The sequence below is a fragment of the Arenibacter certesii DSM 19833 genome, assembly GCF_000429545.1.
GTDB classification, from domain to species: Bacteria; Bacteroidota; Bacteroidia; order Flavobacteriales; family Flavobacteriaceae; genus Arenibacter; species Arenibacter certesii.
The window spans coordinates 75,268-95,531 of sequence record NZ_AUCB01000008.1; the positions used below are offsets into that span (position 1 = coordinate 75,268).

Annotated in this window: 18 protein-coding genes; 8 read left to right on the top strand and 10 right to left on the bottom strand. The window is 37.2% G+C overall.

The genetic code is table 11. From position 1 onward, the window contains the following. The first annotated feature begins 109 nt into the window (after window positions 1-109). Together G466_RS0104830 and G466_RS0104835 are read left to right on the top strand one after the other, a co-directional pair. Window positions 110-583: a GNAT family N-acetyltransferase gene (locus G466_RS0104830; RefSeq protein ID WP_026812641.1), complete on the top strand. Its 474-nt coding sequence runs from the start codon at window positions 110-112 to the stop codon at window positions 581-583. A 12-nt stretch (window positions 584-595) separates the two neighbouring features. Then, a complete protein-coding gene (locus G466_RS0104835) occupies window positions 596-1,396 on the top strand; it encodes an MBL fold metallo-hydrolase (protein WP_026812642.1) in 801 nt (266 codons plus the stop codon). 76 nt (window positions 1,397-1,472) lie between these two features. Here G466_RS0104835 and ettA read toward each other — a convergent pair whose 3' ends face one another. The 3 genes from ettA to G466_RS0104850 all read right to left on the bottom strand — a co-directional run bounded on the left by ettA (window position 1,473) and on the right by G466_RS0104850 (window position 4,722). Then, window positions 1,473-3,164: an energy-dependent translational throttle protein EttA gene (ettA, locus tag G466_RS0104840; protein WP_026812643.1), complete on the bottom strand. Its 1,692-nt coding sequence runs from the start codon at window positions 3,162-3,164 to the stop codon at window positions 1,473-1,475. A 319-nt stretch (window positions 3,165-3,483) separates the two neighbouring features. Next, entirely contained in the window at window positions 3,484-3,666 is a 183-nt protein-coding gene (locus G466_RS0104845; protein ID WP_026809274.1) for a CAL67264 family membrane protein, read from the bottom strand. A gap of 81 nt (window positions 3,667-3,747) precedes the next feature. Then, window positions 3,748-4,722 carry a Gfo/Idh/MocA family protein gene (locus G466_RS0104850; protein ID WP_026812644.1) on the bottom strand — a complete coding sequence of 325 codons (975 nt, stop codon included), beginning with the start codon at window positions 4,720-4,722 and terminating at the stop codon, window positions 3,748-3,750. A gap of 228 nt (window positions 4,723-4,950) precedes the next feature. Here G466_RS0104850 and G466_RS0104855 point away from each other — a divergent pair, with 228 nt between their 5' ends. Continuing rightward, the gene (locus G466_RS0104855; RefSeq protein WP_026812645.1) at window positions 4,951-6,579 is read left to right on the top strand and encodes an acyl-CoA carboxylase subunit beta; all 1,629 of its coding nucleotides are present in this window, start codon (window positions 4,951-4,953) and stop codon (window positions 6,577-6,579) included. Between the two features lie 292 nt (window positions 6,580-6,871). Here the strand turns inward: G466_RS0104855 and G466_RS0104860 are convergent, their stop codons facing one another. The 3 genes from G466_RS0104860 to G466_RS0104870 are packed head-to-tail and all read right to left on the bottom strand — an operon-like array spanning window position 6,872 to window position 9,955. After that, window positions 6,872-7,969, bottom strand: coding sequence for an AMP-binding protein (locus G466_RS0104860; protein ID WP_026812646.1), 1,098 nt, complete (start codon window positions 7,967-7,969; stop codon window positions 6,872-6,874). Further along, window positions 7,953-8,939, bottom strand: coding sequence for a CPBP family intramembrane glutamic endopeptidase (locus G466_RS0104865; RefSeq protein WP_308427495.1), 987 nt, complete (start codon window positions 8,937-8,939; stop codon window positions 7,953-7,955). Before G466_RS0104865 ends, G466_RS0104860 begins: the two co-directional genes overlap by 17 nt. Next, window positions 8,903-9,955 (bottom strand): o-succinylbenzoate synthase, encoded by a 1,053-nt coding sequence (locus G466_RS0104870; protein ID WP_026812648.1) that lies wholly within the window; start codon window positions 9,953-9,955, stop codon window positions 8,903-8,905. The genes G466_RS0104865 and G466_RS0104870 overlap by 37 nt, the downstream gene beginning before the upstream one ends. 48 nt (window positions 9,956-10,003) lie before the next feature. Between G466_RS0104870 and G466_RS0104875 the strand changes: the two genes are divergently transcribed. Beyond that, entirely contained in the window at window positions 10,004-10,798 is a 795-nt protein-coding gene (locus G466_RS0104875) for an SDR family oxidoreductase (protein WP_026812649.1), read from the top strand. Here the strand turns inward: G466_RS0104875 and G466_RS0104880 are convergent, their stop codons facing one another. From G466_RS0104880 to G466_RS0104895, 3 genes are all read right to left on the bottom strand, one after another. Then, a complete protein-coding gene (locus G466_RS0104880) occupies window positions 10,799-11,479 on the bottom strand; it encodes a metal-dependent hydrolase (RefSeq protein WP_026812650.1) in 681 nt (226 codons plus the stop codon). 23 nt (window positions 11,480-11,502) lie between these two features. Next, window positions 11,503-13,491 (bottom strand): histidine kinase dimerization/phosphoacceptor domain -containing protein, encoded by a 1,989-nt coding sequence (locus G466_RS0104885; RefSeq protein ID WP_026812651.1) that lies wholly within the window; start codon window positions 13,489-13,491, stop codon window positions 11,503-11,505. A 526-nt stretch (window positions 13,492-14,017) separates the two neighbouring features. Further along, window positions 14,018-14,785, bottom strand: coding sequence for an XRE family transcriptional regulator (locus tag G466_RS0104895; protein WP_026812652.1), 768 nt, complete (start codon window positions 14,783-14,785; stop codon window positions 14,018-14,020). A 171-nt stretch (window positions 14,786-14,956) separates the two neighbouring features. Here G466_RS0104895 and G466_RS23760 point away from each other — a divergent pair, with 171 nt between their 5' ends. Together G466_RS23760 and G466_RS21455 are read left to right on the top strand one after the other, a co-directional pair. Next, on the top strand, window positions 14,957-15,133 hold the full coding sequence (locus G466_RS23760; RefSeq protein ID WP_157373808.1) for a hypothetical protein: 177 nt from the start codon (window positions 14,957-14,959) through the stop codon (window positions 15,131-15,133). A 2-nt stretch (window positions 15,134-15,135) separates the two neighbouring features. After that, entirely contained in the window at window positions 15,136-15,849 is a 714-nt protein-coding gene (locus G466_RS21455) for a TIGR03915 family putative DNA repair protein (RefSeq protein ID WP_051315527.1), read from the top strand. A 133-nt stretch (window positions 15,850-15,982) separates the two neighbouring features. On the opposite strand, the gene G466_RS0104910 is transcribed toward G466_RS21455, so the two are convergent. After that, window positions 15,983-16,510 (bottom strand): hypothetical protein, encoded by a 528-nt coding sequence (locus tag G466_RS0104910; RefSeq protein ID WP_026812653.1) that lies wholly within the window; start codon window positions 16,508-16,510, stop codon window positions 15,983-15,985. A gap of 121 nt (window positions 16,511-16,631) precedes the next feature. Here G466_RS0104910 and uvrA point away from each other — a divergent pair, with 121 nt between their 5' ends. Both uvrA and G466_RS0104920 read left to right on the top strand, forming a co-directional pair. Beyond that, a complete protein-coding gene (gene uvrA / locus G466_RS0104915) occupies window positions 16,632-19,466 on the top strand; it encodes an excinuclease ABC subunit UvrA (protein ID WP_026812654.1) in 2,835 nt (944 codons plus the stop codon). A 110-nt stretch (window positions 19,467-19,576) separates the two neighbouring features. Further along, window positions 19,577-20,263, top strand: coding sequence for an LOG family protein (locus G466_RS0104920; protein WP_026812655.1), 687 nt, complete (start codon window positions 19,577-19,579; stop codon window positions 20,261-20,263). Window position 20,264 lies beyond the last annotated feature (1 nt).

The following is a 20,264-nucleotide window of genomic DNA, read 5'->3' on the forward strand; positions in this document are numbered from 1 at the left end:
ACTATATACGAAATAGTTTCATTCTTGGATTTTTTTAGCATTAAAAATAATTTATTGCTAAAATATTAAGATGCTTATCTTTACTTAATATAAATTAACATCAAACACCATGTCCCTAGAAATTGTATCTTTTGAATCCAATAATTCCGAGCATATTGATAGTTTTAGGATGTTGAATGAAGCATGGTTAAAAAAGTACTTCTCTCTAGAACTAAATGATAGTAAGGTATTATCGGATTCTAAAGCTAATATAATCAATAAAGGCGGATATATTTATTTTGCCCGATATAATGGGGATATTGTTGGTTGTTATGCGCTTTTACCTTACCATCATAGGCAATATGAATTAAGTAAAATGGCAGTTGACCCTACCTATCAAGGATTAAAAATAGGTCAAACTCTATTAAAACATGCCATTGAGGTTGGTCAACGGAACAAATGGGAAAAGATTATATTATATTCCAACACCCTCTTGGAAAACGCCATCTACATGTATAAAAAGCATGGGTTTAAGGAAATTCTGTTAGAAGAAAATTTGCCTTATAGCAGAAGTGATATTAAAATGGAATTGGTTTTAACCTAAATATACAAGAATATGAATGTTATCCATCTATTTAGAGCAATACTAGTATTAAGCACAGTTCTTATTTTAGGCTGTAAGGAAAAGTCTAAATCTGCCTCCACATTAATAAACGAAACTGTAGCAAGCAAGGAAGACCCAGTTGTTGATATCGAAATTATTCCCATTGAGCATGCATCGGCGGTCCTCATAATGGACGATATAACCATCTATATAGACCCAGTTGGGAAAATAGACTATTATAATGATGTTCCCGAACCAGATTTAATACTCATCACCGATATTCATGGGGATCATTTTAGCTTAGAGACCCTAGAGGCTTTAAATACCCAGAAATCTAAAATAATCCTTCCTCAGGCGGTGGCCGAAAAACTGCCAGAAAAATTTACACCACAAATTGATATATTAAACAATGGAGACCAAAAAGAACGTTTTGGAATTAATGTTGAGGCCATTCCAATGTATAATTTAAGAGAAGAGGCAAAAGACTTTCATCCTAAAGGCAGGGGCAATGGTTATGTAATCAGTAAAAACAACCAACGCATTTATTTCTCCGGAGATACCGAAGATATCCCTGAAATGAGAGGACTTTCACATATTGATAAGGCTTTTATATGTATGAACCTTCCCTATACGATGACTGTTGAAAGTGCTGCTGATGCGGTACTAGAATTTAGACCCAAACAGGTCTACCCCTATCACTACCGTGGCAAACCAGATGTAAGCGATGTAACCTTATTTAATGAATTAATTAAAAAAGAAAGACCAGATATAGAAGTCGTACAATTAGATTGGTACCCTAGGGAGGATTATTAAATTTACCAATAGAAAAAAAAATCCGCCATACACCAGTTAAAGGTGAAGGCGGATTTAGTGCTATAGTAATTACAATTTATCGAATCAACTTCTTATACTTTAGACGCTTCGGAACAAGGTCTCCTCCTAGTCGTTTCTTTTTATTTTCTTCATATTCAGAGAATGATCCTTCAAAGAAATAAACCTGTGAATCCCCTTCAAAGGCAAGAATATGGGTACATATTCTATCTAAAAACCATCTGTCGTGGGAAATAACCACTGCACAGCCCGCAAAGTTTTCCAATCCTTCTTCCAGCGCACGTAGGGTATTTACGTCCAAATCGTTAGTAGGCTCATCTAAGAGCAATACGTTTCCTTCTTCCTTCAAGGTCATAGCAAGGTGCAAACGGTTTCGCTCCCCCCCTGAAAGCATACTTACTTTTTTGTTCTGTTCACTTCCAGAGAAATTAAATCGACTTAAATAAGCCCTAGAATTTACCTGTCTCCCTCCCATTAGGATAAGCTCTTGCTCATCACTAAAATTTTGCCAAATCGTTTTTTCTGGATCAATATTGGAATGACTTTGATCCACATAGGCTATTTTAGCTGTTTCTCCGACCATAAACACACCCTTATCCGGAGTTTCTTCTCCCATGATCATACGGAAGATAGTGGTTTTACCCGCCCCGTTAGGTCCTATAATCCCCACTATACCAGCTTGCGGAAGTTTAAAGTTGAGGTCTTCATATAACAATTTATCCCCATACCCCTTACTTACTCCCTGGGCCTCAATAACATTGGTTCCCAATCTAGGACCGTTAGGGATATATATTTCCAACTTTTCGTCCAGTTGTTTTTGGTCTTGGCTCAATAATTTATCATAGTTCTGCAAACGGGCTTTCTGCTTTGTCTGTCGACCTTTAGCACCCTGTCTTACCCAATCTAGCTCCCTTTCCAGTACCTTTTGATGTTTGGAAGCTGTCTTGCTTTCCTGAGCCATACGTTTCGACTTCTGGTCTAACCAACTAGAATAATTTCCTTTCCACGGAATTCCTTCTCCGCGATCTAGCTCCAAGATCCATCCTGCCACATTATCCAAAAAGTACCTATCGTGAGTTACTGCGATCACCGTACCTTTGTATGCTGCTAAATGATGCTCTAACCAATGTACGGATTCCGCATCCAAGTGGTTAGTTGGCTCATCTAACAATAAGATTTCTGGTTCCTGCAATAACAATCTACATAAGGCAACACGTCTACGCTCGCCTCCAGAGAGGATACCAATCTTTTTATCGGAATCCGGGGTACGCAAGGCATCCATCGCAATTTCCAATTTTGTATCTAATTCCCATGCGTTGCTAGCATCTATCTGATCCTGAAGTACGGCCTGACGATCCATTAGTTTTTGCATCTTATCTGCATCTTCGTACACCTCTGGAAGACCGAACATATCGTTGATCTTATTATATTCGTCCAATATTGCAACGGTCTCTGCAACACCTTCCTTTACCACCTCCAAGACGGTTTTATTCTCGTCTAGTTGTGGCTCTTGTTCTAGATATCCTACTTTATATCCCGGAGAAAAAACTACATCACCCTGGAAATTTTTATCCACACCAGCAATAATCCTCAATAGGGTAGATTTACCCGAACCGTTAAGCCCTAAAATTCCAATTTTAGCTCCATAAAAAAAGCTCAAATAAATATTCTTTAATACTGGGGTATTAGCAGTCTTATAGGTTTTGGTTACCCCAGACATGGAAAATATTACTTTCTTATCGTCTGACATATCTTAATTTTCGTATTAATTGTTAAATTATTATTCTTAGGACACTTATCCTTAGGATTCAAAATTTTTATAATGGCTCTACTGCGTTGCTTTGAATCTATTATTCAAGACCAAATGTAGCATTGGATTTTCTTAAATTATTAGAGGGGCTATCCCGATTGGCATTTGGTTATAAAGAAAATCTTGTGCACTACTCTTAAGTTGGACACTGAAAAACTATTCCAGCAATTTAGTTAACCATCCTATCAACTCCTTTTATTATACCGTATATAACCAATGCCTCTATAATCCAAAAGGTGTTTTTGCTTGTTAAAATAAGCTACACCCTGCCCTTAAGTGCATTAAATACCCATGCAATGGCAAAAAAACCGATCCCAACCGAGGCAAAGCCCCAACCGGCAACATCATCGTACCTAAATGCACCCAATGCGATAAGTGCAAGCCCTACTATTATCATTATAAAGGTTGCCCATGCAAGCACCGTATTCTTATTCATTCCCATATTAAATTTGGTTTAATTTGTAGAAGGTCAAATATCGTAATTTTTATAAGATTATATCTGTCAAAATGCACTTTATTCCTACTATGAAAAGCGTATCCCATTTTGACCTCGCACCGTATCTATTAATCCGATAAGATCTAAGCTATTTTGATGGCTCCAAAGATTGCTTTCTAATTTCCCCGCTGCAAGACAGGCGTGCACTTCTTTAATTTCATAAAAATACCCCTTTCCTTGGGTGGGCAATTCAAACGCTTCCTCAACGTCTTCTTTATGCACCCTATATCCTTGGGCTTGGTGCCATCTATTAGGAATAGTAATAGTCCCTTTTTCTCCTGATATCTGCGCCATCATGGCTGATTTACCAGTAAATCCAGAATATAATACAGCATGGGTTTCTGGATATTTAAAAATCATGGAAGTTTGGATCTCGGCACCATTTGCATGAAAACTGGAGGTAGATATGACCTCATTAGGCTTTCCTAAAAGGAGATACGCCAGAAAAATTGGGTAAATACCGATATCTAAAAGTGATCCTCCCCCCAATTTTGGATTTAAAACGCGGCCTTGCAGATCCCTATCCATCGCATAAAAAGCAAAATCGGCATGTAAATAGGTGACATTACCAATTTCCCCAGCTTCAACCAATGATTTTACCTTGCGTATGGCAGGATTGAACCTACTCCAAAGCGCCTCCATTAAAAACACCTTATTTTTCTTTGCCGATGTTAACATTTTTTCAACCTCCTCCCTATTTATACCCATAGGTTTTTCACAGAGCACATGTTTTCCATAATCCATCGCCATAATAGATAAATTAGCATGGAAACTGTGCGGAGTGGCAATATAGACTATATCCACATCCTTGCATTCTAAAAGCTCTTCATAGCTCCCAAATGCTAAGGGCACTTGGTATTCTTTAGCGAATAATTTAGCTTTCTCAATACTTCTGGAAGCTACTGCAGCGATCTCAGCATCGTTAACCAATGCTAAGTCCTTAACAAAAGAATTTGCAATATTGCCCAAACCTAAAATTCCCCATCTAATTTTTTTACCCATTTTATTTTTAAAAATTTAAACGTTGTTCTGCATTTTATACTACTTACTATCTTGAATTTTTCATCTCAAAACAAAATAACACGCATCCTCAAAATCCTTAATTCACAGCGCCCTTACATTAATAAGCGAATCCATCTATTATGGAAAATGAAATTAATGACAATTATTTAATTTAAGTTAATAAATATAACTCCTTATCTTTAGGGCGCAAAGTAAACCCACTACTACATGGATATCAACTTCAACAAAAACGAAGACTACAATAAACTATTACTTTCAGAATTAAAGCGCAAACTAGCCAAAGTAAAAATTGGTGGAGGTAAACAGCGCTTGGAAAAACAACATGCCCTTGGAAAAATGAGTGCTAGAGAGCGTATAGATTTCCTTTTGGATGAGGGTTCGGATAGTATAGAAATCGGCGCTTTTGTAGGGGAGGGAATGTATGAGGAACATGGTGGATGTCCTTCTGGAGGGGTCATTGTAAAAATTGGATACGTGAAAGGGAAACAATGTATTGTTGTAGCAAATGATGCTACAGTAAAAGCGGGCGCTTGGTTTCCTATAACTGCTAAAAAGAATTTACGGGCACAGGAAATCGCCATGGAAAATCGCCTTCCCATCATTTATTTGGTAGATAGTGCCGGTGTGTATCTTCCTTTGCAGGACGAAATTTTCCCCGACAAAGAACACTTTGGAAGGATCTTTAGAAATAATGCCATTATGAGCAGTATGGGAATTACCCAAATTGCAGCGGTAATGGGTAGCTGCGTAGCTGGGGGTGCCTACTTGCCCATAATGAGCGATGAAGCATTGATAGTTGATAAAACTGGTAGTATTTTTTTGGCTGGAAGCTATTTAGTAAAAGCCGCTGTTGGAGAAGTAATTGACAACGAAACCCTAGGTGGCGCTACCACGCATTGTGAAATTAGCGGAGTAACAGACTACAAAGCAAAGGACGATAAGGATGCATTGGAGACCATAAAAAATATTGTTGATAAAATTGGGGACTTTAACAAGGCTGGTTATAATAGAACAGCATCCCATAGGCCAAAGGAGAAGGAGAAGGACATTTATGGTATACTTCCCAAATCTAGATCCGAACAGTATGATATGCTAGAAATTATTAAACGCTTGGTAGATGATTCGGAGTTTGAACAATATAAGGAAGGCTACGGAAAATCGATACTTACCGGATATGCCCGCATAGATGGATGGGCAGTAGGAATCGTAGCCAACCAACGTAAAGTGGTGAAAACAAAAAAAGGAGAAATGCAATTTGGGGGTGTAATCTACTCCGATTCTGCAGATAAGGCCACCCGATTTATTGCCAATTGCAACCAAAAGAAAATTCCCCTTGTATTTTTACAGGATGTGACAGGATTTATGGTAGGCAGCAAGAGCGAGCATGGCGGTATTATTAAGGATGGGGCTAAAATGGTGAATGCAGTAAGTAATTCCGTTGTGCCTAAATTTACCATTGTTATAGGGAACAGTTACGGTGCTGGGAATTACGCTATGTGCGGAAAGGCTTACGACCCTAGGTTGATTGTAGCCTGGCCTAGTGCAGAATTAGCTGTGATGAGCGGAAATTCTGCAGCAAAAGTATTATTGCAAATAGAAACAGCGTCTCTAAAGAAAAAAGGAGAAAAAATTACCCCAGAAAAAGAAGAGGAACTTTTCAATAAAATAAAACAACGTTACGACCATCAAATCTCTCCCTATTACGCTGCCTCGAGGTTGTGGACAGACGCGGTAATTGATCCCTTGGAAACCCGAAAATGGATTTCTATGGGTATTGAAGCCGCCAACCACGCTCCTATAGAGAAACCCTTTAATTTAGGTGTGATTCAGGTGTAATGGATGTAATGTAGAATGAAGTAATGTGAAAATGTGCCAATTACCGAAAGCAATAATATTAATTTGAAAATGAACCAATGTCGTTAATGTGAATATGTATCAATTTGATGATTTGATGATTTGAAAGTATAATGCAAGAAAAAGCAACCATATCAATAATAAAACTTTAAATCTTAATGGTTACCGCCCTACTGAAGACCTTTTACCGAATACCCAATACTGACCCACTACCCGTTGATTACCGATTATTGGCGACCAGCTATGGATTACCGTTTACTGAATCCAGAATACTTTAATTTAGTCCCAAAGCTCGTAGCGATTCTGCCCTATTTACTTTACCACTTCCTGTTTCTATAAGCTTGGGGAGGGTGTAAATTTCCTTAGGAATTTGATATTTATTAAGGGAATTCATGGATTTAATATCCTTTAATAAGGAAGAACTGTCTACCTGTCCTTCCACCACAAGAATTAATTTTTGTCCCAAGGTGGCATCTGTAATCCCAGTAACAAAAAACCTATTCGTTACTATTGTAGCCAATTGGGTTTCTATTTGCTCGGGGATTAATTTTAGGCCTCCAGAATTAATCACATTATCGTATCGTCCCAACCACTCAAATTCCGTATTGGAAATTAGGTTTACTAGATCGTTTGTTACTACAACAACATCAGAAATATGTGGGGCCTCTATAACTAAACATCCTCTATGGTCCTTAGAGAATGCAACCTCGGGTAGCGCATTAAAGTTTAAACTACTTTCATTATGAATATTGTTTTCCTGGGCAACATTTATTCTTTTAGCAGCTATATGGGTAATGGTTTCCGTCATTCCATACGTTTCGAATACTACCGTAGAAATTGAGGCCATTTTAGATATTAATTTACCCGACATGGGTGCTCCACCAACGATTAGGGTGTCAATTTGATCTATACTCGTAAGGGAATTTTCTACCTGTAGTGGTACCATAGCCACAAAATCGTAATATCCCTTAGCCAAATCCATTGGATGGGAATTGGGTACTACACACTGTAAATCCCATCCCAGCACTATAGCCCTAACTAACATCATTTTACCCGCAATAAAACTAGTGGGCAAACAATGTAGTGCTTTTGTTCCTGCCTTCATTTTAAAAAATTCACCTGTAGCCAATGCAGAATTGACCATGTGATTTTTTTGCAAGGGAATTATTTTAGGAACACCCGTAGAACCAGAGGTACTCACATGTACGGTTTTAGAACCATCAAGCCAATCCAACAGAAAATCTCCAATGGCCATCTCATAATCTTCGCCTTCTTTAACTAAGCTATATGCTAGCTCTAAAAGCTCCTGATAATCGTAATGGTTCCCGTTGAATTTAAACTTAGGGTGAATAAATTTATAAGTTAACTCCATTTTCTTCTAGTGATAGAAATTCCTCCTTCGACATAACCTTTCCGGATAGTCGCTCTTTCCAATTGCTCCAGCCATATTTTTTAGAAAACACATATATAAGGATAGGATAAATCACTAATACCGGGACAAATACATCCCACCCCAGTACAGGTTCGGACACATCTCTATATATTGATTCTGTCTGAAAGGCGGTCCAATCTGCCGTAACTAATAAAGCAGTAAGTAAATTATTAGCGGCATGAAAACCAATAGCAAGTTCTAGTCCTTTGTCCATTAAAGTTATTATTCCCAAGAAAAATCCAGTCCCTATATAATAGACCATAATGCCATACCCTAATTTTTCCACTTCGGGATTAAATAGATGCAACAGTCCAAAAATTAAGGAGGTAATAACCAAGGGTATCCATCTATTTCCTGCCAAAAGGCCAATACCTTGCATTAGATATCCACGCATAAAATATTCCTCAAAACTAGTCTGTAAGGGAATAAAAAAAATAGATATAGCACAAAGGATTAAAAATGGTCCCAGTTTAAAATTGAGTTCATAATCCGCTGGGGAAAGGAAAACATCGATACCTAATATCACTAGCGTAATTACAGCCCATATCCCGAAGGCATAAAACACCCTCTTCCAATCTATCTTACTCCTGCTAGTAGTTAGCGCTACAATCGTTTGTTTGTGTAAAAATTTTACGGTAATAAAAGTTGCCAGCAATCCAAAAGCAAAAGATAGTAACATCAGAAATAAAAACATATTACTTCCTAGTAGCTCGGACATTCCCCCTATATCCATGGGCATCGTTCCGGATCCTATGGATTTGACAACTAAGGCAACCATAAGTGGAATCATTCCAATTACCTGCCAACCCACAAAAATTAATAAGACGCCAACTAAATACCTCCAAGAATCATGATTTCCTTTATATCCCTGTTCTATATACATATTTTTTTCAATAACTTTTCTTCCCAATTTATATTTTTTGCATATCCCAAATGACCATTTTTAACCTTTAACGGGCTAGTAAAATTATTGGTATATAGCCCACCGGTACCTAGACCCTGAGGCAGGTTGTTTTGTAAAGTATATGTCCACTGTGCAATAGCATTTAGCCCAATATTACTTTCTAGGGCACTGGTTACCCACCATTGAATATTGAATTTATCTGCAACAGAAATCCACTCTTCACTTCCTATAAATCCGCCTACCAAACTTGGCTTTAAGATTATATATTGCGGTTGTATAGTTTGTAGCAATTTTTCTTTGTTTGTTACATCGCTAACCCCAATAAGTTCTTCATCCAAGGCAATTGGGACTGGGGTATTACTACATAACTCTTTCATCGCTGCAGCTTGGCCTGCTTTAATTGGCTGTTCTATAGAATGAATATCAAAAGGCGCCAAAAGATGTAACTTCTCCATAGCCTCGGAAGGCGAAAACGCACCGTTGGCGTCAACTCTTAATTCGATTTGGTTTTGATCATAGGCTTCTCGTATAGAAGCTAATATTGATAATTCCTTTTCAAACTCAATCGCTCCGATCTTCATTTTAATACAACGAAAACCCTCGTCTAGCTTTTGTTTTATTTGCTGGTGCATAAACTCCTCATTCCCCATCCACACCAAGCCATTTATGGGAATTACCATATCTCCTTTTGTAAATTCCGAAGGATATAGAGAGAACATATCTTTGGCATTAAGCGATAGAAACGCTTGCTCCACTCCGAATTGTATACTAGGATAATCAATAAGTGCTTCCCAAAGTTTTTCTTTCCCTAGATGTATATGATCACAGGTCCATCTTAGTTTCTCCTCATAATTAGGAACATCGTCAATACTTAACCCTCTTAAGATGCCACATTCACCAATTGCGAAACGGGCGTTATTTTCCAAAATAAGAAACCAGGTTTCTTTTTGGGTCATTATTCCTCTAGAAGTGCCGCTGGGTCTTTTAAACTCCAGAATATATTTTTTATAAGTAGCTTTCATAATCAATAAGGCCAAATTTAACTATCTTTTTCTTTTTAATCTGATAAAATGGCAACAAACGAAAATAAGATCATTTGGATCACAGGAGCCTCCTCCGGACTAGGCAAAGCGCTAACGTCATCGCTTAGCAAGGAAGGCCATAAATTAATTATATCTTCTAGAAACAAAGAACAACTCCACAAAGTAAAAAGAAGTTGCTCTAATTCGGAAAATATTGAGGTACTCCCTCTAGATTTGGAGGAACTTAGTTTAATGCCCATTCAAGTGGATAAAGCGCTAAGAATTTATGGCTCAATTGACATTTTAATCAACAATGCAGGAATAAGTCAACGCTCACTAATTATAGATACGGAGATATGCGTCTATCAAAGGCTTATGGATTTAAATTATATGGGAACCATTGCTTTGACCAAAGCCGTACTCCCCCATTTTGTAAGCCAAAAGCAAGGTCACTTTGTTACTGTAACCAGTCTAATGGGCAAGTTTAGCTCTCCCTATCGGTCTGGTTATTGTGGAGCCAAACACGCGTTGCACGGTTTTTTTGATGCCCTTAGAATGGAGCATGCCAAAGACAATATAAGTGTTACACTGATCTGTCCAGGATTTATAAATACCGAGGTAGCCAGAAATGCGCTCACCGCTTCGGGAACACCCCAAAAAGAGAATGACAATGCTACCCAGAATGGAATGTCCCCAGAGAAATTTGCAAATAAAATGGTGAGGGCAATACAAAACAAGAAGTTTGAAGCCTATATTGGTAAGCGGGAAATAATGGGCGTATATGTAAAACGCTTTTTTCCCAAGCTTTTACACCGAATGGTTTTAAAGAGTCCGGTACGCTAATTATATATCCAAATTCTCCCCTATATTCAATAAAACAAGCTCCTTCCCCGCATCGGCGAAAGTTTTTATTGCCTTTTCATGGTCTATTTCTATGAAGCCAAAGGTATCGAAGTGATATCCCAAAACCTTATTACAGTCTACAAAGTCTGCTGCTATAACTGCGTCTTTGGGACCCATGGTGAAATTATCCCCGACGGGTAAAATAGCTAGATCCAATTTTGCAAATAACGGTATCAGTTTCATATCCATGGATAAGGCCGTATCCCCGGCAATATAGATATGCTTATTTTCCGAACTTAATATAAAGCCTCCTGGCTGCCCCCCATAGGAGCCATCGGGAAAAGAAGAAGTATGGATAGCGTTCACATATTTTAAATCCCCAAAATCGAAGCTCCAACTACCACCATGGTTCATGGGGTGAATGGCGATACCTTTATCCTCGTAATATGAGGCTATTTCAAAATTACTGACTACAACCGCTTTGCTCCTCTTAGCTATAGCTTCAACATCCAAGATATGGTCTTGATGTGCATGAGTAATCAGAATATAATCGGGATTAAGATCATTTATATTTATTATCCCATTCGCTTTTTCGTTTCCAGATATAAATGGGTCCACCAAAAGTGTCTTCCCTCCTACGGTTATTAATAGGGAAGCATGACCTAAAAATGTAATTTGCATATAGAACTAGTTTTAACCCAAAGTTATTTAAAATTGAACCAATAACGAACACCTTCTGAAGTTTTATCGACATTTAGGGTGGATTGCAGTTGATTAACCAATCGATTCATAAGGCGTATTCCCATAGAACCATTGTGATTTGTATCGGTTTCATCGGGTAAGCCTACTCCATTATCAGAATATTCAAAATAGCCTTTCTCGGCATTTTTACTCAAATAGATAGTTATCTTTTCTCCTGAATCTTTCCTTAGTTCATCCGGGAATGCATATTTAAAGGAGTTAGAAACCAATTCGTTTAATATAAGTCCAAAAGGTATGGCCCTATCGATATCCAATTCCACGCCTTCTGCATCTATGATTATATTAATATTATGACCTCCCTTTTTGTATACAGATTGCACACTATTTATTAGGCTTTCTATATATCCCTGCATTTCAATTACGGAAAGATCTTCGTTTTGATACAACTTTTGATGAATCAATGCCATTGCCTTAACCCTGCTCTTCCCTTCCTCAAGCGCCTGTATTGCAGCTTTGCTCCTAGTATTTTTTGTCTGCAGACTAAGTAGACTAGATACCATTTGTAAATTATTTTTTACCCTGTGATGTATTTCTTTTAGAAGCGAATCTTTTTCTACTAATGAAGCTTCTATAATCTCTTTCTGATTCTCAATAAGTCGTTGATTTTTAATACTTTTTATATATGCATACACTAATCCGGCAAATCCTAAAAGAGTGAATATTAAAGAGATAAATACAATATTTATTCGTTCTTCCTTTGCTAGGAGGTCAATTTTAGATTTATCCAGATCCAGTTTTTGCTCCTCCATCATTTTTTTAGAGTATTCAATTTCCTGTCCAGCTACAGCGGCCAACTGCTGTTTTTTCATTGAAGATTCATTTTTAACCAATGAATCATTTATTCGCACATTTCTTTTTAAATAATCTACAGAACTTTTATAATCACTGGTTTTAGCGAAATATGCAGCCAACAATCCATTTCTTCTAATGGCATTTTCAATATTCGTAGGAGCTACTACCTTTAGTAGCAAATTCTTTGCCTTGTCATACTTTTCCTTTTGCAGGTAACAGTCGGACAACTCCAAGGTATTTACCATCAACTCATTAGAGGAATATCCTGAATTATATTCTTCTAGAGCAGCAATGGAAGTTTCTAACAGAGGAATGGCAAGATCAAACTCTTTCAAGAGCGCATAACATTTACCTATATTTCCCTGAATAATTGCCTTTAGCAAATTGCCTTTTTCTATTTCCTGTTCAGTTTTTTGTCTAGTAATATCATTTAAATATATGTTAATAAAGCTCTCGGCTTTTTTATAGTAGGTAAGTGCGGTAGGCGTAGACATATCTAAAAATAAATAGGTCCCCACATTACTATGATATTCTGCTTGCCCATAATAATCGAACTCGCCCACTGTTTTCAACATCTCCTTAATGTAATCGTCCATCGCCTTTCTATGAAGGCCTAGATTGGAGTAGATGTCATAAAAAACTACCTTTTCGGAAAGTCCTAATTCTCTTTTTTTATTCCTTATCTCAAATTGGCGATCATAAAGACCTAGCTTTGCATAATTGTTGTCTATCAAGTCCAAAATAATCCTTTTGGACTCTAAGTCCATAGCTTCCCACTTGTCGTATAATTCGTTAGCAATGGCTACACTTTTACTGAAATCTCCTATATCATAAAACAACTGCGCCTGCATTATCTCATATTTCAATACACTTAATGAATCATTGATCAGCTGAGCATCCTTATGATACTTATTTACCATAGCCTGCCAATCATAGGCAGAGTTATCTTTATAACGATTAGCGGTATTAAAGAAATGTTGAAATTTGTCTTCAGCGATTTGCATACTCTGAAATTCCTGAAGAATATTGGGCTCCACAACCTCCTTTTGTGCCAAGGCGCCCCATAGACTCAAGGAGTACAGGACACTTACCATCAGCATTTTTATTAAGAAATTATTCGTTGTATAGTTGTGCTTCATAGTTATTTATCCCATCTATATTCTATGCTAATTCTGGCTAACAGTAAAGATGTACAAATTAAGTTTATAATCCAACGTAAAATAACCTGTATTGTTGCCACAATTAAATCAAAAAATGGGAAGGTTAATTTTAAGTATTTCAACACTATAGCATGTTTTTTTTTTGCAATTAAATAGTATGGTGCACACTATTCGCTTTACTATCTATTTATATAGGTGCGAACAACTTCGTCATACCATTTAAATAATTGGCAATTTAGATTATCGCATTACTCCATATAGTATTGATCTTTCTATACTAGAACAATCAATAAAAAAGGCAATACAAATAAATTGCAGTGCCTTTAAATATATGTGAAATGATAAGATTTGGGATCTTTAATCGGGATTAAAAATAAGTTCTAGTTGGTTATAAAGCTACAATATTGTTGTGTAACCATCCAGTTTTGTGGTGAACTTTAGTGTTTACCACAAAATTACAATCTTGGTTTTCTAAAAATTTTAACAATACCTACACCATTAATTGCTAATTATTCACCCTTCTAATCTGGCTTTTTAACTCCTCCATGGATTCCTGCAATTGCCTCAACAGTCCACTTTCTGAAGTAGCATCTACGCCAAAGGTTATTTTACTTCCCACTTGCCACAGTTCTTGCAACTCATTAGTCTTAACTCGATAGGGTGGATAATTCTCATTAATGGAGATTAGGTAGATTTCAGTAGGATCCGGGGATTTCTCCAATTTCTTTACTAAGACGGCATCTTGCAGAACCACTACGTAGATTTTATTTGGGCTAATGTCCTGTAACCCTTCCACTGCTTTAGCCAACACCCATTCCCCAGGGCGTAAATTTGGCAACATACTGTCCCCCTCTACTTGGAAGCCCCGATAGGTAGCATTTCTAAATTCCGGAAGCGGTATATCGAATGCGGGAAGCTGCCTATACCAACTTGTGTCTTGAATATTTTGAGGATATCCCGCAGCAGCTTTTGCATTTACCAATACCATATTCTCATTGTCCGATGAATCTACGGTTACTACTTTTGGCATAACACTACTGTTTGAAGTAGATAAGTGTCTTTGAATACTATCTCCATACAACCAAAGCGGATTTACATTAAATTGCTTAAGCAACTGGGCAACTACAGTTCCTGATAATTTAGTTCTACCTCGCTCTATATCAGCGGTGGTATTGGAAACCCCTAATAGCTTAGCGAATTCTGCTTGTGTAAATCCAAGTTCCCTACGTACTTCTGTAAAACGTTTGACTGCAATCTCTAAGTTATCGTTCATATTCCAAAGTTTAAATTACAATGCCAAATAATATCCCAAGCGCTAAATTGGAATAATCAATTGACAGATTCAAATATACGTGTTTTGGAGTATATCCAAAAATTATATTGGATTATTTCCATAATTAGGAAATATTCCATATATTTGGATTAATTACAAATCATGTTAATTATGACTATTGATGAGCTACACCTAAAATTAAGCCAATTAGCGTTTTCTGCAATTGGAGATGAACCCTTTGCCCTACATAAGCCGCGTAATGGAGAATCTATAGTAAAAAGACGTAGAACATCCAAACCTAAAAAGGCAGAAATTAAAACCTATATACAAATTAGTTTATTCGATTAAATATGGAAAATGTAAAAATTTTACGATATGATGGAAGTTTAAATGGATTCTTATGTGCGGTATACCGGGCCTTCGAATCGAAATTAAGAGTAATAGATATTCAGAAAATCGAAAAGTCTCAAAAAGGCCTCTTTACAGAAGTAGAGACAGTTTTTACGGATATAAATAAGGCCAGACGTGTATGGACCGGGATACAGAAAAAAAATAATGTTGCGGTCAAAACAATCTATTTTTCTTTTTTGAGCGAAACCAAGGGTATTGAAATACAGCTATATAAATACATCTGTTCCCTTTACATTACTTCCTCTGAAGACGAATCGGAAGAATTGCATGCCATTAGAATAAAACTGTACCAGTATGCAGGCATGGTATCTAGGGAGAAACTCCGAATAGAGTCAATCGCGAAATTCAGAGTTTCCCAAGATGATATTTATTTTTCTGCTGTCTCTCCTCATTACGATGTATTACCATTGATATCCAAATACTACCGATCAAAATTTCCGCATAAGGAGTTTGTGATCTACGATCTTAAAAGACGCTATGCCATTTATTATGACCTAGAAACAACACAGATCATTAAGTTAGATCTTTCCCACATCCATACTTCTGGGCCACTATCCAACACAACTATACAACCCTTGATCACCACCGAGCTAATTGCTCACCACATTACTTCCCACGCAGCTCACTTTTACAGTCAAAAAACTGCCGTCTAAAAAATGTAAGACATTGGTCTAAGTTATAGCCTAAATTTCACCAAAAGACGATTGGCAACTTTTACCAAACAGCGTAAAATTATAATTTAAGCGACTATATAGACACTAGGTTTCAGGATATTTTTTGATGGATCTATTTACTTTTCTCTCCTACAAAATTATCGCTTTGATTCTTAAACAAGACATTAAAAGTAGTTAAGCTACCATAAATACGGGTAATGTATTGTTGCAAATCAATTTTTTCTTGATCGTCCAAATTAGAACTACTATTAATTTTCTGCTCCATCACCCTTATACGATCTCGTACCATAACAATTTTATGAAAAAAAGTATCAATTGGAATTTTCTTTTCCGACAAATTGGCTTCCCCAGGCATTAACACTAAAGACCCACCCTTCCATTTATCTGCTATGGGTGTTACCGAACTGGCATCGCTCCATCTTCTAAGTATCCCTATTAAAGATTGTTCAACTTCAGAAAAACTTATAGAATCTACCTCACTTTCCAAGGCTTCAATAACTTCAAAATCTGAATCAATATCAATTGTTTCAAGTCCACTATCCATAAATGTAATCCAATAATGTTTGGAGGTTACATTGGTGACTACCCCTTTGCCTAATTCCTTATGAAGGATTCGTGATCCTATTCCTAAAAGCTGCATATAATATTATTTTAAATTAATCTCGCTAATTTATAGCTAAGCCATTAAATAACAAAAAACTAAATTCTGCCGTCTTCATTTTTAAAGGTCAATATCGTAACTTCGCGCATTGATGACAAAAATGATGGCATACGAAGAAAATATTGAGGTTCAGGGAGCCCGGGTACATAACCTAAAAAATATAGATGTTACTATCCCTAGGGAAAAACTAGTTGTAATTACCGGTCTTTCCGGCAGTGGCAAATCCTCCTTGGCCTTCGACACCATTTATGCAGAAGGGCAACGAAGATATATTGAAACCTTTTCGGCTTATGCAAGACAATTTTTAGGAGGATTGGAACGTCCCGACGTCGATAAAATAGACGGACTTTCTCCTGTAATCGCTATTGAGCAGAAAACTACTTCTAAATCCCCACGATCTACAGTAGGCACCATCACAGAAATATATGACTTTCTTAGATTGTTGTTCGCTAGAGCCAGCGACGCCTACAGTTTCAATACTGGGGAGAAAATGGTAAGTTACGATGATGAGCAGATAAAGGACCTCATTATAACAACTTACGAAGACAAAAGGATTAATATTCTAGCGCCCGTAATTAGGTCCAGAAAAGGACACTATAGGGAACTCTTTGAACAAATTGCCAAACAAGGGTTTGTTAAAGTAAGAATAGACGGCGAAATAAAGGATATTGTAAAGGGCATGAAAGTGGATCGTTACAAAACCCATGACATTGAAATTGTCATAGACCGACTTAAAATTACACCCAGTCCTGAATTGGACAAGCGTATTTCCGAGAGTATCAATACCGCTATGTACAGTGGAGACAATATATTAATGATTTTAGAGGAAGGCACTGAAGAGCCCCGCTATTTCAGCAGGGATTTAATGTGCCCCACAACAGGTATTTCCTATCCCTCCCCAGAACCAAATACCTTTTCATTTAATTCTCCCAAAGGAATGTGCCCCGATTGCAATGGCTTGGGACATGTTTATGAGGTGAACGAAAACAAAATATTCCCCAATAGAAAATTATCGATTACTGCTGGGGGCATCGCTCCATTAGGACCTTATAAAAAGTCTTGGGCCTTTAAACAAATAGAGATCATTGCCCAACGCTATAATTTTAAACTAGACGACCCCATTTCTGAGATTTCTGAGGAAGCCATTAAAATATTGTTATATGGTGGCAAGGAGAGCTTTGAAGTTGACTCAAAGGCACTAGGTGTAAAAAGACAGTATAAAATTGATTATGAAGGCATATCACATTTTATAAAAAGTCAGTTCCACGAAGCTAATACCACTTCTATCAAAAGATGGGCTAAAGAGTATATGGACAAAATTAAATGTCCAACCTGCGAGGGCACTCGTTTAAAACAAGCATCTTTAAATTTTAAGATAGATGACAGAAACATTGCCCAATTATCCAATTTAGATATTTCCGAACTAGCGAAATTTTTCAAGGATTTAGAAACTAAACTATCGGGAAATCAATTAAAGATTGCTGAAGAGATAATTAAAGAAATTAGGAGCAGAATCCAATTTTTATTGGATGTAGGATTAAATTACCTCTCTTTAAACCGTAGCAGCAAGTCCTTATCTGGTGGGGAGGCCCAACGAATTAGATTAGCTACCCAAATAGGTTCGCAATTAGTGGGGGTGCTTTATATTTTAGACGAACCCAGCATTGGATTGCATCAAAGGGACAACGAACGGTTAATAACATCCTTAGAATCACTTAGGGATATAGGAAATTCCGTGATTGTAGTAGAACATGACCGGGATATGATAGAGCGTGCAGACCATGTTATAGATATTGGTCCAAAGGCTGGGAAACACGGTGGGGAAATAATTTCACAAGGAAGTCCGGCTGAGCTTAAAAACCAACATACCCTTACCGCAGCATATATAAACGGGGACCTGAAAATTGAGGTTCCCAAATCTAGAAGGCCAGGCAATGGTAAATCTATAAAACTAACCGGTTGTACCGGCAATAACCTTAAGAATATCTCAGTTGAATTCCCTTTAGGAAAAATGATAGGGGTAACTGGGGTTTCGGGAAGCGGAAAATCTACCTTGATAAGTGAAACATTATATCCTATTTTGAACGCTCATTATTTTAATGGGGTAAAAGAACCAATGCCCTTTAAAAAAATAAGTGGCCTAGAGCATATAGATAAGGTTATAGATATTAATCAATCTCCTATTGGTAGGACCCCAAGATCCAATCCTGCCACCTATACCGGAGTATTTAGCGAAATTAGGGCTTTGTTTGCTAAGACCCAAGAAGCCGCAATTAGGGGCTACAAGCCTGGGCGATTTAGTTTTAATGTTACAGGCGGACGTTGTGAAACCTGTAAAGGCGGAGGTTTACGGGTTATAGAAATGAATTTTCTGCCAGATGTGTATGTTGATTGCGAAACATGTAACGGAAAACGATTCAATCGTGAAACCCTAGAAATTAGATATAAAGGGAAGTCTATTGCAGATGTCTTGGAAATGACCATTAATGAATCGGTAGGATTTTTTGAAAACATCCCTAAAATCCATAGAAAACTTAAAACAATACAAGATGTGGGATTAGGTTATATCTCACTAGGACAGCAATCTACCACCCTATCTGGAGGAGAGGCACAACGTATTAAACTGGCCACTGAATTATCGAAAAAAGATACTGGAAATACATTCTATATCTTAGACGAACCCACAACTGGGCTGCATTTTGAAGATATTAGAGTGCTCATGAATGTCTTAAACAAGCTTGTAGACCAAGGTAATACTGTTTTAGTAATAGAACACAATATGGATGTTATCAAAATGATGGACCATATTTTGGATATTGGCTATGAAGGTGGCAGAAGTGGTGGAATGGTCGTTGCAAAAGGTACTCCTGAGGAGGTTGCAAAGGATAAAAAAAGTCATACTTCCAAGTATCTGAGAAAAGAATTAGGTTTGTAACTTTAGTGGATTTGGTATCAGCAAAATTGCCATACCCAACTTAATTTTGGACGGAGAAAGAATTTTTAGCACATTTAGCAGAGTTTAAAATAAAAGATTTACGATATATTATGAGAAAAGAACAGCATCACAAGGGATGGAACGAGATTAAGACCAATGATTCATGGGCCCTTTTTAAAATAATGGGTGAATTTGTAAACGGTTTTGAAAAAATGAGCGCTATTGGTCCTTGTGTTTCCATCTTTGGCTCTGCACGTACCAAACCAGGAGATCCATATTATGAACTTGCCGTTAGGGTATCTAGAAGTATTTCTGAAGCTGGTTATGGAATTATCACGGGAGGGGGTCCAGGAATTATGGAGGCAGGAAATAAAGGAGCCCATTTAGCTGGTGGCACATCGGTGGGATTAAATATAGACTTGCCCTTTGAACAGCACGACAACCCTTATATTGATAGCGATAAAAGTTTGGATTTCGATTATTTCTTTGTTCGTAAGGTGATGTTCGTAAAGTATTCTCAAGGATTTGTGGTAATGCCAGGTGGCTTTGGCACATTAGATGAGCTATTCGAGGCCATTACCCTTATACAGACCAATAAAATTGAAAAATTTCCAATTATTTTGGTAGGGACGGAGTTTTGGGGCGGATTGCTCGATTGGATTAAAAGCTCTTTACTTAAAGTTGGAAATATTAGTCCAAACGATCTAGATTTAGTTCAAATTGTGGATTCTGAGGAAGAAGTAGTAGATATTATAGATGCATTTTACAAAGGCAACCTACTTACCCCAAACTTCTAAA

Coding starts and splice junctions, on each gene's coding strand:
- G466_RS0104830 (WP_026812641.1), top strand. CDS start 110: ATGTCCCTAGAAATTGTATCTTTTGAATCCAATAATTCCGAGCATATT.
- G466_RS0104835 (WP_026812642.1), top strand. CDS start 596: ATGAATGTTATCCATCTATTTAGAGCAATACTAGTATTAAGCACAGTT.
- ettA (WP_026812643.1), bottom strand. CDS start 3,164: ATGTCAGACGATAAGAAAGTAATATTTTCCATGTCTGGGGTAACCAAA.
- G466_RS0104845 (WP_026809274.1), bottom strand. CDS start 3,666: ATGGGAATGAATAAGAATACGGTGCTTGCATGGGCAACCTTTATAATG.
- G466_RS0104850 (WP_026812644.1), bottom strand. CDS start 4,722: ATGGGTAAAAAAATTAGATGGGGAATTTTAGGTTTGGGCAATATTGCA.
- G466_RS0104855 (WP_026812645.1), top strand. CDS start 4,951: ATGGATATCAACTTCAACAAAAACGAAGACTACAATAAACTATTACTT.
- G466_RS0104860 (WP_026812646.1), bottom strand. CDS start 7,969: ATGGAGTTAACTTATAAATTTATTCACCCTAAGTTTAAATTCAACGGG.
- G466_RS0104870 (WP_026812648.1), bottom strand. CDS start 9,955: ATGAAAGCTACTTATAAAAAATATATTCTGGAGTTTAAAAGACCCAGC.
- G466_RS0104875 (WP_026812649.1), top strand. CDS start 10,004: ATGGCAACAAACGAAAATAAGATCATTTGGATCACAGGAGCCTCCTCC.
- G466_RS0104880 (WP_026812650.1), bottom strand. CDS start 11,479: ATGCAAATTACATTTTTAGGTCATGCTTCCCTATTAATAACCGTAGGA.
- G466_RS0104885 (WP_026812651.1), bottom strand. CDS start 13,491: ATGAAGCACAACTATACAACGAATAATTTCTTAATAAAAATGCTGATG.
- G466_RS0104895 (WP_026812652.1), bottom strand. CDS start 14,785: ATGAACGATAACTTAGAGATTGCAGTCAAACGTTTTACAGAAGTACGT.
- G466_RS23760 (WP_157373808.1), top strand. CDS start 14,957: ATGACTATTGATGAGCTACACCTAAAATTAAGCCAATTAGCGTTTTCT.
- G466_RS21455 (WP_051315527.1), top strand. CDS start 15,136: ATGGAAAATGTAAAAATTTTACGATATGATGGAAGTTTAAATGGATTC.
- G466_RS0104910 (WP_026812653.1), bottom strand. CDS start 16,510: ATGCAGCTTTTAGGAATAGGATCACGAATCCTTCATAAGGAATTAGGC.
- uvrA (WP_026812654.1), top strand. CDS start 16,632: ATGATGGCATACGAAGAAAATATTGAGGTTCAGGGAGCCCGGGTACAT.
- G466_RS0104920 (WP_026812655.1), top strand. CDS start 19,577: ATGAGAAAAGAACAGCATCACAAGGGATGGAACGAGATTAAGACCAAT.